Below are 13,563 nucleotides of genomic sequence, written 5' to 3'. Positions count from 1 at the left end.
GGCATGGATACCGTGAACCCGGGGCCTTCCCCCGCGCCCGCATACCTGAGCGCCGAACTGTCAGGACGGACCTCCGCCGGCACCGTAACCCTCGACGGCGGCAGGGTGGCGTTCTGGACCTATGAGCCGCTGGAGGAAACACCGGAAACCCGCACCATCCTGGTGATCCACGGTTTCCGGGGTGACCACCACGGGCTCCTGCGTGTCGCGGACCAACTCCCGGACATGCGCATCATCATGCCGGACCTGCCGGGTTTCGGCAGCTCGGACGCGTTCGCGCGGGACGAGCATTCGGTGGAGCGCTACGGGCAATTCATCAGCGACTTCATGGCCGCCCAGGGGCTGGGACCGGACACCGTGCTGCTGGGCCACTCTTTCGGCTCGATCGTGGCAGCGCACTTTGTGGCCGCCCACCCCGGCACAGTCCGCCCCCTGATCCTCATCAACCCCATCGCCGCCCCGGCCCTGGAGGGCCCCAAAGGTGTTATGACGCGGCTGGCCGTCCTGTACTACCGGCTGGCGGCAAAGCTCCCCCGCAAGCCGGGGCTGGCCCTACTCCGCAACCGGCTGATAGTGCGCGTCATGAGCGAGACCATGGCAAAGACACGTGACAAGGAACTGCGGGCGTTCATCCACGGCCAGCACCATGCATACTTCAGTTCCTTCGCCGACCGCGACAGCCTGCTGGAGTCCTTCACGGCATCGGTCAGCAACCACGTGGCCCAGGTGGCCGGCCAGTTGGACCTCCCCGTGCTCCTGGTGGCCGGTGAACGGGACGAAATCGCCACGCTTCCCAGCCAGCATCGCCTCCTGGCACTCCTGCCGGACGCGGAGCTGAAGGTGATTCCCGGCGTCGGACACTTGATCCACTACGAAACCCCGGAGCCCGCCGCCCGCTATATCCGCAGCTTCCTGAAGGATCATCCCGCGTGAAGATTGTCATCGATGCCCGCTTTACCCGCACGGACCACCATGACGGCATCAGCCGCTACGGGGCCAGCCTGATCGCGGCCACGGCGAAGATCGCCGACGTCTCGATGCTGGTCTCCGATGTCCGGCAACTGGCCCTCCTGCCGGATGTCCCCTACACGTTGATCAACAGTCCGCTGTCACCGCTGGAGCTGTTCGTGGCCCGCAAGGTCAACAGCCTCGGGGCTGATGTGGTGGTGTGCCCCATGCAAACCATGGGCACCTGGGGCAGGAAGTATGGCCTGATCCTGACCCTGCACGACCTCATCTACTACGAGCACCCCGCTCCCCCGGGGTTCCTGCCTGCACCGGTCAGGCTGCTCTGGCGCCTGTACCACAAGGCGTTCTGGCCCCAGCGGCTGCTGCTGAACCGGGCCGACACCGTGGCCACCATCAGCCGGACCACCGAGGCGCTGATGGCCAAGTACCGCCTCACCCGCCGCCCGGTGCGCATCATCGCCAACGCCCCCCAACCGGCCCAGGTCCACCGTGAGCCGGGCGATGGCGCGGACAAGACCATCATCTACATGGGTTCGTTCATGCCCTACAAAAACGTGGAAACCATGGTGTCCGGCATGTCCGGGCTGCCGGGCTACACCCTGCACCTGCTGAGCCGGATCAGTCCGCAACGGCGGGCGGAACTCGAAGCCCTGGTGCCGCCGGGCGCCTCTGTGGTGTTCCACAACGGCGTCACGGACGAGCAATATGACGGGCTCCTCCGGCGGGCCACCGCACTGGTGAGCCTGTCCAGGGCCGAGGGGTACGGGCTCCCCCTGGTGGAGGCCATGGCCGTCGGGACACCCGTGATCGCCAGTGACATTCCGATCTTCCGCGAAGTGGGTGCCGACGCAGCCCTGTACGTGGACCCGGGCTCCCCCGAACAGTTCGCGCGCGCCGTGACGCAGCTGCGGGACGAACGGCACTGGCAGGACATGTCCCGGCGTTCCGTGGCACGGGCCGCCGAATTCAGCTGGGACGAATCGGCGAGGCAGCTGGTGGATGCGGCACACGAAGTGGTGGCGAACAGGCGGCGCTGACCCAGCACCGCCTCCGGCAGGAATTCAGGGGCGGGAGGCACCGTGCTGCGCACCTACAGGACATCCACGCCGTCCAGGCGCAGCTGCACCGGCTCAACAATCCGCTTGGCGGCCGCGGCCGACCTGGTGGCCCGCAGGACACGGACGACGGCGGCGGCCTGGCCATACGGAAAGAACAGCAGGGTGCGGACGTCCTCGGCCGAGCGCCTCCCGGACGGCGGTGCGGTCAGCACCAGCGGCGCCGGGCCTGCGGAGCGCACCGTTATTCCGGCGCTGCCGAGCCCGGTCTCCACGGCGGCCGTGAAATGCTCGACGGCGGGGCGCGGCCCGGTGACGGATGCAATCCGGACCGCCGGGGGCAACTGGAGTTCCATCCTCAGGGCCAGTTCCCGCTGGGCATAACCGGCCGGATCCCAGCGCAGCAGGGCGCCGGTGGCGGCGGTGTCAGAGGCCGTCACCACCACCAGCCCGCCGTCCGGGGCAGGCCGGACAAGTGCCGCGGCGTTGAGCCAGCGGCGGACCGTATCCTCGCCGGCGCGGAGGGTCTCCCGCCGCAACAGTGAATCGCCGTCCAGGAGCAGGGCCGCCGCATAGCCGCCGGCCGCCACGGGCTCCGCCCCCACCGTTGCCACCACCAGGGCCTTTGCTTCCCCCACCCGGGCCTTCACTTGGTCGCCCGAAGAGGTGATGATGGTTTTGCCGGGAAAGGCACGGCCCAGTTCCTCGGCGGTCCGCAGGACGCCGGTGGACCCTTTCCGGAGACGCCGGCCGCCGCAGTGGGAGCACTTCCAGTCCGGTGCCGGGGTGGAACACCACCGGCACTGGGGCAGCGCTGACGTACCCGCAAGGGCCAGGGGCCCTTGGCAGGTGACGCAGCGCGCCGGTTCGCGGCACGTTTCGCAGACCAGGGACGGCGCATAGCCGGCCCTGGCCACCTGCACCAGGACGGGTCCGCGCTCCAGGCCCTCCTTGGCGGCCTGCCAGGCCGCGTGCGGAAGACGGGCAACGGTGGCCAGCGGGTCACGCGCCTGCTCGAAGGAGTCGGCGGTACTGACGACGCGGGGAACGGTCGCGCGGAGGGTGTCCCTCGCCGTAACGACCGGGACGGCCCAGCCGGACTCCACGAGCCGCTGGACCTCCGTGCTGCGCGAGTGTCCGGCCAGGAGGCACGCGGCGCTTTCCTGTTCCGCCCGGAGGAGCAGGACGTCCCTGGCATGCGCGTAGGGTGCCCGCTGCTCGATGTGGAGGTCGTCGCCGTCGTCCCAGCAGGCCACCAGGCCGAGGTCCTGTACCGGCGCGAAGGCGGCAGACCGGGTGCCGATGGCCACCTTGGCTGTGCCGGCCAGCAGGCGCAGGTAGTTCCGGTACCGCGGCGTGGGGCCGTCGTCTGCCGTGAGCCGTGCCACGGCATCCTCAGGCAGCAGGGCCTCGAGTGCCGCCTCAAGCCGGTCAAGGTCGCGGTAATCCGGCACCACCACGAGGGCGCCGCGGCCTGAGGCGAAGGCGGCGGCAGCAGCCTCGGCGAGGAGGTGCGGCCAGCCTGCGGGTCCATAGCCCTGGAGTGGGTTGACCACCGCGCGTGGCGCTCCCCCGGCAGCCAGGTGCCGCAGGAAGGCCGGCCCGGTGCGGTATCTTGTCCAGGCTGAGGGGCCGGAGGAAGCAGGAGCGGTGCCCGCTTCCGCGGCCGCGGCCCCACCGGGAAAATCCTTTTCAAGCCTGGCGACACGGGGTGGAACGGCAAGGCGGAGGACGTCACTGACGGTACCGGCGTACCTGGCGGCAACGGCGGTGGCCAGGTCGCTGACGGCGGGCGTGAGGACCGGAACCGGTGAGACAACCTTTGCCAGCGGCACCAGGGTGTGCCCGGCGTCGGACTCCGCCACCCGTTCGAGGATGAATCCGTTGAGGTCCTGGCCGTTGAACTTGACCTTGACCCGCACCCCCGGCCGGGCATCCTGGTCAAGGGCAGCCGGGACGGCGTAATCAAACGGCCGGTCCAGGTGCGGCAGGGAGGACTCGACGAGGACCCGCGCCACCGGCAGCTGTGCTGCCATGGTGACGCCGGCGGACGGTGCCCGGGATGGAAAGCCCTGCAGTAACGATGGCTGCACTGAACTCTGAGCAACCATGGCGGTTACCTCCGTTCAGCTACCGGGTTGGACAGGGACAGCCAAGCACCGGGCACTGACATTGGTCCCCCGGCGGCCGGCGTGTGACCGGTCAGGCGTTGAAGAAAGCCTTCAGGTCGTCCACCCGGTCCAGGCGTTCCCACGTGAAGTCGGGATCGTCGCGGCCGAAGTGCCCGTGCGCGGCGGTCTTGGCGTAGATGGGCCGCTTCAGGTCCAGGGCGTCGATGATGGCGCGGGGACGCAGGTCGAAGATTTCGGCTATGGCGGCACTGATCCGTTCCGGGTCCACGGTCTCGGTACCGAACGTTTCCACGTACGTGCCCACGGGCCGGGCCTGGCCGATCGCGTAGGCGATCTGGATCTCGGCACGCTTGGCCAGTCCTGCAGCCACCACGTTCTTGGCCACCCAGCGCATGGCGTAGGCAGCGGAGCGGTCCACCTTGGACGGGTCCTTGCCCGAGAAGGCGCCACCGCCGTGGCGGGCCATGCCGCCGTAGGTGTCGACGATGATTTTGCGGCCGGTGAGCCCGGCGTCCCCGACCGGTCCGCCGATGACGAACTCACCTGCCGGGTTGAGGATGTTCGCGGCGCGCGAGAGGTCCAGGTTGGCGGCGGCAAGCACGGGTTCGATCACGACGGCGGCGAGGTCTGCACGGAGCTGCTCCAGGCTTGCGCCCTCGGCGTGCTGGCTGGAGATCACCACTGTCTCAACAGAGACGGGGACGTCTTTGTCGTAGCCGATGGTCACCTGGGTCTTTCCGTCCGGGCGGAGGTAGGCCAGCTGCCCTGTCTTGCGGACCTCGGTGAGCCGTTCGGAAAGGCGGTGGGCCAGCCAGATGGGGGTGGGCATGTAGGAGGGTGTCTCGTCACTGGCGTAGCCGAACATCAGGCCCTGGTCGCCGGCGCCCTGGAGGTCGTAGTCGTCCTCCTGGCGGCCCTCGCGCGCCTCGAGTGAGTTGAACACACCGCCCGCGATGTCATTTGACTGCTGTCCGATGGAGACGGAGACGCCACACCGGGCGCCATCGAAGCCGTTGGCCGAGGAGTCATAGCCGATCCCCAGGATGGTCTCGCGGACGATCTGCGGGATCTCAACGTAGGCGTCAGTGGTGACTTCGCCTGCCACGTGCACCAAGCCCGTGGTGGCCATGGTTTCCACGGCCACGCGTGACTCGGGATCGGCTGCCAGCAGCGCGTCCAGGATGGCGTCGCTGATCTGGTCGCAGATCTTGTCCGGATGGCCCTCAGTGACCGACTCGGATGTGAAGAGCCGAAGCGCGGGGGGCGTGGCCCCATGGGTCTGGGGAAGGTGCAGCGGTAAAGTCACTCAACTACCTTACTGGTTGGTGTTGGTTGCCAGCCGGGAGATGTCCCCGTGCTAAGCGAACGTGGCCTGAAACACTTCAGGCGCGGGGCGAAACGTGGTTCAGTTCAAAGCTGATGCGCCTGATGATGGCTTCCGAAACCTCGGTTTTGGTCCCGGACGCCTCCTGTGGTTCGGAGCCGGCCCGGGAGAGGATGACCACCGCGTTGGAGTCCTGCCCGAAGACCTTGTCCGTTCCCACATGGTTGACCACCAGCAGGTCGCAGCCTTTGCGCTGCAGCTTCGCTTCGGCGTAGGCCAGGACGTCGCCCTGGCTGTCTCCTGTTTCGGCAGCGAAGCCGACGACGAGCTGCCCGGCTCCGGCACGGGATGCGTTGCGCTGCTCCACGAGTTCCTGGAGGATGTCCGGGTTGCGGACCAGGGTGATGACGGGGTCGGCGGTGTCGTCCCGCTTCTTGATTTTCGTGTCCGATACTTCTGCAGGCCTGAAATCGGCCACGGCGGCGGACATGATGACGACGTCGGAATCGGCGGCTGCGGCCAGGGCGGCTTCCCGGAGCTCCAGGGCGGTCTCCACCCGTTGCACGTCCACCCCTGCCGGGGCCGGGACCTCCATGTGGGCTGCCAGCAAGCGCACGGTGGCTCCGGCGTTCCGCGCCGCGATCGCCAGCGCCACGCCCTGCTTCCCGGAGGACCGGTTGCCAAGGAACCTGACCGGATCAAGGGGTTCGCGGGTGCCGCCCGCGCTGATGGTGACGGTGCGTCCAGCCAGGGGCAGCTGGTAATCGGACCGGCCCTGCACCAGGGCCATGGCCGCCTCGAAGATTACTTGGGGTTCCGGAAGCCTGCCGGGTCCCGAATCCGCACCGGTCAACCTGCCGGAGGCGGGTTCCAGGACCGTTGCGCCGCGTGCGCGGAGCGTCTCCACGTTGGTTCGGGTGGCGGCATGTTGCCACATCTCCGTGTGCATGGCCGGGGCAAAGAGTACCGGGCCGTGCGCCATGAGCAGCGTGTTGGTCAGCAGATCGCCGGCTTGGCCGGTTGCCGCCTTGGCCAGGAGGTCCGCAGTGGCCGGCGCGACGACCACGAGGTCGGCCTCATGGCCCAGGCGGACATGGTTGACCAGGTGCACGTCATCGAAAACGCTGTTGCTGACCGGGTTGCCGGACAGCGCCTCCCAGGTGGCGGTACCGACGAACCGGGTGGACGCCTCAGTGGGAATCACCGTGACGTCATGGCCGGCTTCAGTAAAAAGCCGGAGGAGCGATGCCACCTTGTAGGCGGCAATCCCTCCCCCGACTCCGAGGACTATGCGCACGTGATCTCCGTCAACAGCAAGTCAGTTCGGCTGCAGGACTACTCTGCGGCTTCGATCGGCGTGGAAACCAGCTTGCCTTCGTTGATCTCGCGCAGGGCGATCGAGAGTGACTTCTCGTTCAGCTTGGTGTCGACCAGGGGGCCGACGTATTCGAACAGACCCTCGTGCAGCTGGGCGTAGTAGGCGTTGATCTGACGAGCACGCTTGGCACCGAAGATCACCAAGCCGTACTTGGAATCCGCTACCTTCAGCAGATCGTCGATCGGCGGGTTGATGATGCCTTCAAGGTTCGTAGACACGAATTTCTCCAAATTCCTAGCGGGCTGACGGTTCCGGCAAATGCGGGTGCGGTGTCAGCCCCATGAGTGAAACAAGCTCGTCCGCTGCCCGGCGGACGTCATCATTGATGACGGTATGGTCGAACTCCGGTTCAGCAGCAAGTTCCAGTTTAGCGGTTTCCAGCCGGCGCTGCTGTTCCTCCGGGGTTTCGGTCCCCCGGCCCACCAGCCGCCGGACCATCTCGTCCCACGTGGGCGGGGCCAGGAAGACGAACTGCGCGTCCGGGACGGCTGCCTTGACCTGGCGGGCGCCCTGGAGGTCGATCTCCAGCAAAACCGAACGGCCCTCGGCAATAGCCTCGTTCACGGTGCTTTTCAAAGTGCCGTAGGTGTTCTGGCCATGGACCACAGCCCATTCCAGGAGTTCACCGTCGGCGATAAGCTGCTCGAACTCTTCCTTGGACTTGAAGAAGTAGTGGACGCCATCTTCTTCACCCGGCCGGGGGGCGCGGGTGGTGGCCGAGACGGAAAGCCAGACTTCGGGGTAGTTGTCCCGGATGTAGGTGGACACGGTGCCTTTGCCAACAGCCGTCGGACCTGCGAGGACTGTCAGTCCCGGTTTCTTGCTCACGTATTCCTTTGCCGGAGGTGGGGGAAGCGCAGGCGTCCGGCCTGCGCTAATGCTCGTCTATAAAATCTACCAGCGCCCGCCGCTGGTGGACGCCCAGCCCGCGGACCCGGCGGGACGCCGCAATGCCCAACTGCTGCATGATGGCTGCGGCCCGGACCTTCCCGATGCCGGGAAGGGCTTCGAGCAGTTCGGAAACCTTCATCCGGGCCAGGGCGTCGTCCTCATGGGCCGAGCCGATGATGTCCGCCGCGGACCTGTTCCCGTTTCGAAGACTTTCCTTGGCCGCCGCCCGGGTGGCCCTTGCCGCTGCCGCCTTGCCCAGGGCCTCAGCCCGTTCAGTCGCAGATAGAGGTCGCAGGACCATCACGGACACCCCCGGAGTCGGCGGATTTCATCCAAGGGCGGCCGCCCTTGGACCTGTCCTGAAAATACCCTGTGGTGCAGCCTGAAGCAATGCATCCGCGCAATTGGCGGACTATTGTCCCCGCAGCCCGTCCAAGGTGCGCTGCGCCGCCTCCCGCAATCCGTCCGGCCGGGGCCCTGCCGAGAGGATGTCCCGGCTTGAAGTTCCCAGGACCAGCGGGTACGCGTCGCCGAATGTCGCCCGAAGGTCGGCCGGGGTTGCACCCTGGGCTCCCAGGCCGGGCGCAAGGATGGGCCCGCGGACTGCAGCCAGGTCCAGGTCCAGGTCCGTCAGGGCGCTGCCCACTGTCGCCCCCACGACCAGGCCCACCGACCCCAGGCTTCCCGCGTAGCGGGCGTTCTCCGTGGCCGCGGCAGTGGTAATCCGGCGGGCCACCGAATCCTCGCCGCCGACGTGCTGGACGGAAGCGCCCTCCGGGTTGGAGGTCAAGGCAAGGACAAACACGCCCCGGCCCGTCTCCGCAGCAAGGTCCAGTGCCGGCCGCAGGGACTCGAACCCCAGATAGGGGCTGAGGGTGACCGAGTCCGCCGCGAGCGGGGAGCCGTCGCGGAGCCAGGCGTCAGCGTAGGCGGCCATGGTGGAACCGATGTCCCCTCGCTTGGCGTCGGCGATGCTGAGCACTGACTGGTCCCTGGCTGCGGCCAGGACCTCCTCCAGCACCGCAATGCCCGCGGATCCGTGCCGTTCGTAAAGCGCCACCTGGGGCTTCACCGCGGCAGCGAGCGGAGCCACGGCCTCCAGGACCGTCAGCGAAAACTGCCTCAGCCCCGCGGCGTCGTCCTCCACGCCCCAGCGCTTCAGCAGCGCCGGGTGCGGGTCGATGCCCACGCAGAGCGGGCCGCGGGATGCCATGGCGGCGCCCAGCCGGGAGCCAAAGGACTCCCGGCCGGCGCCCGATACCTGCTCAGGCATGCTGCAGGGCCGCTTTCTGCTGCGACTCGGCAAGTGCTGCCGCGTGCTCCTGCAAGCTGATGACGGACCACTCGTAGGTGCGCATGGCTTCGATGGCCTGGACGGCGGCGTTGAACTCGGCCACCGTGGTGATGCACGGAATGCCGATGGACGTGGCCGCGGCCCGGAGCTCGTAGCCGTCGCTGCGGGCTTCGCCGCCGGACGGGGTGTTGAAGACCATGTCGATCTCGCCCGCGACGATGAGGTCGGCAATGGTGCCCTCGCCCTCGGCGCTGCTGCCCTCGGCCACCTTCCGTACCGGGGTGGCCTGGATGCCGTTGCGGCGCAGGACGTCGGCGGTGCCGCCGGTGGAGACGATCTCGAAACCGAGGTCGGAGAGCCGCTTCACGCCCATGATCACGGAACGCTTGTCCCGGTTGGCCACGGACACAAAGACCTTGCCCTCGGTGGGCAGTGCGTTGTTGGCACCTGCCTGGCTCTTGGCGAACGCGGTGTCAAAGTGCTTGTCGATGCCCATGACTTCGCCCGTGGAGCGCATTTCGGGCCCGAGCAGGGAGTCCACCACCTTGCCTTCAAGGGTACGGAACCGGCTGAACGGTAGCACGGCTTCCTTGACGGCAACGGGCGCGTCCAGCGGCAGGGTGGAGCCGTCACCGGTTTCCGGCAGCATCTTGTAGGCGCTGCGCAGCTGGTTGATGGTCACACCGGTACCGATCAGGGCAGCCGCTTTGGCCATCTGGACGCCGGTGGCCTTGGACACGAACGGCACGGTCCGGGAAGCGCGCGGGTTGGCTTCCAGGACGTACAGGACGTCCGAAGCCAGCGCGAACTGGATGTTGATCAGACCGCGCACGCCCACGCCTTCGGCGATGGCGCGAGTTGCCACGCGGACCCGTTCGATGACGTTGCTGCCCAGGGTGATGGGCGGCAGGACGCAGGCGGAGTCACCGGAGTGGATGCCGGCTTCCTCGATGTGTTCCATGATGCCGCCCAAGTACATGTCGGTGCCGTCGAAGAGGGCGTCGACGTCGATCTCGACAGCGTCCTCCAGGAACCGGTCGATCAGAACCGGGTGGTCCGGGGTGATCTCGGTGGCGTTGGCGATGTAGCGGGAGAGGTTGGGCTCGTCGTAGACGATTTCCATGCCGCGGCCGCCCAGCACGTAGGACGGGCGGACCAGGACGGGGTAGCCGATCTCATCGGCGATCTTCTTGGCGTCCTCGAACGAGACGGCGGTGCCGTTCTTCGGCGCCACCAGGCCCGCCTTGTCCAGGACACGGGAGAAGGCGCCACGGTGCTCGGCGAGGTCGATGGCCTCCGGCGAGGTACCCAGGATGGGCACGCCGGCGTCGGCAAGCTGCTGCGCGAGCTTCAACGGGGTCTGGCCGCCGAGCTGGACGAACACGCCCATGACGCCGCCGGTGCGTTCCTCGGCCGCAATGACCTCCAGGACATCTTCGAGCGTGAGGGGCTCGAAGTAGAGCCGGGTGGAGACGTCATAGTCGGTGGAGACGGTTTCCGGGTTGCAGTTGACCATGACGGTCTCGTAGCCGGCCTTGCGCAGCGCCATGGACGCGTGGACGCAGGAGTAGTCGAACTCGATGCCCTGGCCGATCCGGTTGGGGCCGGAGCCGAGGATCAGGATGGACGGCTTGGAGTGCAGCGCAACCTCGTCCTCCTCGTCATAGGCCGAGTAGTGGTACGGCGTGTACGCGGCGAACTCGGCGGCGCAGGTGTCAACGGTCTTGTAGACCGGGCGGATGCCGAGGGCCTGGCGCACGCCCCGGACCACGGCCTCCGTGTTGTGGGTGAGGGAGCCAATCTGCTCGTCCGAGAATCCGTGGCGCTTGGCGCGCTTGAGCATGTCGGCCGTCAAGGCACCGGCCTGCCGGATTTCGTGCGAGATCTCGTTCAGCAGCTGGAGCTGGTCGAGGAACCAGGGATCGATCTTGGTGGCCTCGAAAAGCTGCTCCACGGTGGCGCCGCCCAGGAGGGCGCGCTGGACCTGGTGCAGGCGCTCGGTGGTGGGGCGCTTGGCCTTTTCGATGAGTTCGGCCACTTCCCACTCCGGGACGCTGCTGAAGTCCAGCTGCGAGCCCTTCTGCTCCAGGGAACGCAGTGCCTTCTGCAGGGCTTCGGTGAAGTTGCGGCCCATGGCCATGGCCTCGCCCACCGACTTCATGGTGGTGGTGAGGGTGTCGTCCGCCGCCGGGAACTTCTCGAAGGCGAAACGCGGGACCTTGACCACCACGTAATCCAGGGTGGGCTCGAAGGACGCCGGGGTCTTCTGGGTGATGTCGTTGGGGATCTCGTCCAGGGTGTAGCCGAGCGAGAGCTTGGTGGCGATCTTGGCGATCGCGAAGCCGGTGGCCTTGGACGCCAGCGCGGACGAGCGGGACACGCGGGGGTTCATTTCGATGACCACCACGCGGCCGGTGGCGGGATCGATGGCGAACTGGATGTTGCAGCCGCCGGTATCCACACCCACTTCACGGATGACCGCGATGGCGACGTCGCGCAGCTTCTGGTACTCACGGTCCGTGAGGGTCAGCGCCGGAGCGACCGTGATGGAGTCGCCGGTGTGCACGCCGACGGGGTCGAAGTTCTCGATGGAGCAGACGACAACCACGTTGTCGTTCTTGTCCCGCATCATTTCGAGCTCGTATTCCTTCCAGCCGAGGATGCTCTCTTCGAGCAGCACCTCGCTGGTGGGGCTGTACTGCAGGCCCTGGCCGACGATGCGGCGCAGGTCGCCCTCGTCGTAGGCGAGGCCGGAGCCCAGCCCGCCCATGGTGAAGGAGGGCCGGACCACCATCGGGTAGCCAAGGTCTTCGGCGGCGGCGAGGGCCTCATCGATGGTGTGGATGATGTGGCTGCGGGCGGATTCGGCGCCGCAGCGCTCGACGACGCCCTTGAACTTTTCCCGGTCCTCGCCCAGCTCGATCGCGGCGATGTTCGCGCCGATCAATTCGACGTTGTACTTCTCGAGCACGCCGTTCTTGTCCAGGGCGATGGCGGTGTTCAGCGCAGTCTGGCCACCCAGGGTGGGCAGTACGGCGTCCGGCCGTTCCTTGGCGATGATCTTCTCCACCACCTCGGGGGTGATGGGTTCGACGTAGGTGGCGTCGGCGAACTCGGGATCGGTCATGATGGTGGCCGGGTTGGAGTTCACGAGGATGACGCGCAGGCCTTCCTCCTTGAGGACGCGCAGCGCCTGCGTGCCGGAGTAGTCGAACTCGGCGGCCTGGCCGATAACGATCGGGCCGGAACCAATGACGAGGACGCTTTTGAGGTCTGTACGTTTCGGCATTACTTCTTGTCCTCGGTCTTGTTGTCGGTGGCGGTCTTGGTGTCAGCGTTCTTGGTGTCCGCCATCAGGTCGATGAAACGGTCGAACAGGTACGCGGCGTCGTGCGGGCCGGCCGCCGCTTCGGGGTGGTACTGCACGGAGAACGCCGGGATGTCCAGGCAGGCGAGGCCTTCCACTACGTCGTCGTTCAGGCTGATGTGACTGACTTCCACCCGGCCGTACCGTGATTCCGGCGCCTGGGTGGCGCCTTCGAGGGGGGCGTCCACGGCGAAGCCGTGGTTCTGGGAGGTGATTTCCACTTTGCCGGTGCGGCGGTCCATGACGGGCTGGTTGATGCCGCGGTGGCCGTAGCGGAGCTTGTAGGTGCCAAAGCCCAGTGCGCGGCCCAGGATCTGGTTGCCGAAGCAGATTCCGAAGTACGGCAGCTTCTGGTCCAGGACGGAACGCAGCAGGGCGACCTGGGCGTCCGCGGTGGCGGGGTCTCCCGGGCCGTTGGACATGAAGAAGCCGTCCGGGTTGACGGCCTTGACGTCCTCGAGGGTGGCCGTGGCCGGAAGCACGTGGACGCGGACGCCGCGTTCGGCGAACCGGACCGGGGTCATGGCCTTGATGCCGAGGTCGATGGCGGCGATGGTGAAGCGGGGATCGCCGTCCCAGCCGTGGTCCTTCGGTTCCACCACGTAGGCTTCGTCCACGCTGACTTCCTCGGCCAGGCGCGAGCCCTCCATGGGAGCGCTGGCCAGGACGGCGTCGAGCAGTTCCTTGTCGGTTGCCTGCGCCGCGTCGCCGGAGAAGATGCCGGCACGCATGGTCTTGTGTTCGCGCAGGTGCCGGGTGATCGCACGGGTGTCCACGCCCTGGATGCCCACGATGCCCTGGTCGGCCAGCTCCTCGTCGAGGGAGCGCTCGGAGCGCCAGTTGGACGGCCGGCGGGCGGCGTCGCGCACAATGTAACCGGCCACCCAGATGCGGCGGGACTCGGCGTCCTCGCTGTTCACCCCGGTGTTGCCGATGTGCGGTGCCGTCTGGACCACCAGTTGGCGCGCGTAGGAGGGATCGGTGATGGTTTCCTGGTAGCCGGTCATGCCGGTGGCGAAGACGGCCTCGCCCAGGGCGGTGCCGGTGGCGCCATAGCTGGTGCCGCGGAAGATGCGCCCGTCTTCGAGGACCAGCGCAGCTGGGGCCGGTACAGGAGCGGAGGTGGTTGCTGTCAACGTATTCGCTTTCATTG

At 67.4% G+C, this 13,563-nt stretch carries 11 protein-coding genes; 2 read left to right on the top strand and 9 right to left on the bottom strand.

Annotation, left to right across the window (positions count from 1 at the left end):
- Positions 1 to 3: 3 nt before the first annotated feature.
- Positions 4 to 933, top strand: coding sequence for an alpha/beta fold hydrolase (locus QRN53_RS05220; RefSeq protein WP_285242952.1), 930 nt, complete (start codon positions 4 to 6; stop codon positions 931 to 933).
- Complete coding sequence (locus tag QRN53_RS05215; RefSeq protein ID WP_285242951.1) at positions 930 to 2,006, top strand: glycosyltransferase family 4 protein; 1,077 nt, start codon at positions 930 to 932, stop codon at positions 2,004 to 2,006. The genes QRN53_RS05220 and QRN53_RS05215 overlap by 4 nt, the downstream gene beginning before the upstream one ends.
- Positions 2,007 to 2,059: 53 nt before the next feature.
- Here the strand turns inward: QRN53_RS05215 and QRN53_RS05210 are convergent, their stop codons facing one another.
- The 9 genes from QRN53_RS05210 to carA form a co-directional block, all read right to left on the bottom strand.
- Positions 2,060 to 4,135: a primosomal protein N' gene (locus QRN53_RS05210; RefSeq protein WP_285242950.1), complete on the bottom strand. Its 2,076-nt coding sequence runs from the start codon at positions 4,133 to 4,135 to the stop codon at positions 2,060 to 2,062.
- A gap of 91 nt (positions 4,136 to 4,226) precedes the next feature.
- Positions 4,227 to 5,462, bottom strand: a complete 1,236-nt coding sequence (gene metK / locus QRN53_RS05205; protein ID WP_285242949.1) for a methionine adenosyltransferase — start codon at positions 5,460 to 5,462, stop codon at positions 4,227 to 4,229.
- A 76-nt stretch (positions 5,463 to 5,538) separates the two neighbouring features.
- Positions 5,539 to 6,777 carry a bifunctional phosphopantothenoylcysteine decarboxylase/phosphopantothenate--cysteine ligase CoaBC gene (gene coaBC / locus QRN53_RS05200; protein ID WP_285242948.1) on the bottom strand — a complete coding sequence of 413 codons (1,239 nt, stop codon included), beginning with the start codon at positions 6,775 to 6,777 and terminating at the stop codon, positions 5,539 to 5,541.
- 38 nt (positions 6,778 to 6,815) lie between these two features.
- Positions 6,816 to 7,076 carry a DNA-directed RNA polymerase subunit omega gene (gene rpoZ, locus QRN53_RS05195; protein WP_026264487.1) on the bottom strand — a complete coding sequence of 87 codons (261 nt, stop codon included), beginning with the start codon at positions 7,074 to 7,076 and terminating at the stop codon, positions 6,816 to 6,818.
- Positions 7,077 to 7,092: 16 nt separating this feature from the next.
- The gene (gene gmk / locus QRN53_RS05190) at positions 7,093 to 7,686 is read right to left on the bottom strand and encodes a guanylate kinase (protein WP_285242947.1); all 594 of its coding nucleotides are present in this window, start codon (positions 7,684 to 7,686) and stop codon (positions 7,093 to 7,095) included.
- Between the two features lie 46 nt (positions 7,687 to 7,732).
- Complete coding sequence (gene mihF / locus QRN53_RS05185; RefSeq protein ID WP_285242946.1) at positions 7,733 to 8,050, bottom strand: integration host factor, actinobacterial type; 318 nt, start codon at positions 8,048 to 8,050, stop codon at positions 7,733 to 7,735.
- Positions 8,051 to 8,161: 111 nt separating this feature from the next.
- A complete protein-coding gene (pyrF, locus tag QRN53_RS05180; protein ID WP_285242945.1) occupies positions 8,162 to 9,022 on the bottom strand; it encodes an orotidine-5'-phosphate decarboxylase in 861 nt (286 codons plus the stop codon).
- Positions 9,015 to 12,332 carry a carbamoyl-phosphate synthase large subunit gene (gene carB / locus QRN53_RS05175; protein WP_285242944.1) on the bottom strand — a complete coding sequence of 1,106 codons (3,318 nt, stop codon included), beginning with the start codon at positions 12,330 to 12,332 and terminating at the stop codon, positions 9,015 to 9,017. Before carB ends, pyrF begins: the two co-directional genes overlap by 8 nt.
- Positions 12,332 to 13,561, bottom strand: a complete 1,230-nt coding sequence (gene carA, locus QRN53_RS05170) for a glutamine-hydrolyzing carbamoyl-phosphate synthase small subunit (protein ID WP_285242943.1) — start codon at positions 13,559 to 13,561, stop codon at positions 12,332 to 12,334. The genes carB and carA overlap by 1 nt, the downstream gene beginning before the upstream one ends.
- Between the last annotated feature and the right edge of the window lie 2 nt (positions 13,562 to 13,563).

This window comes from Pseudarthrobacter sp. fls2-241-R2A-127, assembly GCF_030209355.1.
Taxonomy (GTDB): Bacteria; Actinomycetota; Actinomycetes; order Actinomycetales; family Micrococcaceae; genus Arthrobacter.
Note: the sequence above shows the minus strand (reverse complement) of the source record. Positions and strands in the feature narration are given on the sequence as shown.

Coding starts and splice junctions, on each gene's coding strand:
- pyrF (WP_285242945.1), bottom strand. CDS start 9,022: ATGCCTGAGCAGGTATCGGGCGCCGGCCGGGAGTCCTTTGGCTCCCGG.
- QRN53_RS05210 (WP_285242950.1), bottom strand. CDS start 4,135: ATGGTTGCTCAGAGTTCAGTGCAGCCATCGTTACTGCAGGGCTTTCCA.
- carA (WP_285242943.1), bottom strand. CDS start 13,561: ATGAAAGCGAATACGTTGACAGCAACCACCTCCGCTCCTGTACCGGCC.
- carB (WP_285242944.1), bottom strand. CDS start 12,332: ATGCCGAAACGTACAGACCTCAAAAGCGTCCTCGTCATTGGTTCCGGC.
- QRN53_RS05220 (WP_285242952.1), top strand. CDS start 4: ATGGATACCGTGAACCCGGGGCCTTCCCCCGCGCCCGCATACCTGAGC.
- mihF (WP_285242946.1), bottom strand. CDS start 8,050: ATGGTCCTGCGACCTCTATCTGCGACTGAACGGGCTGAGGCCCTGGGC.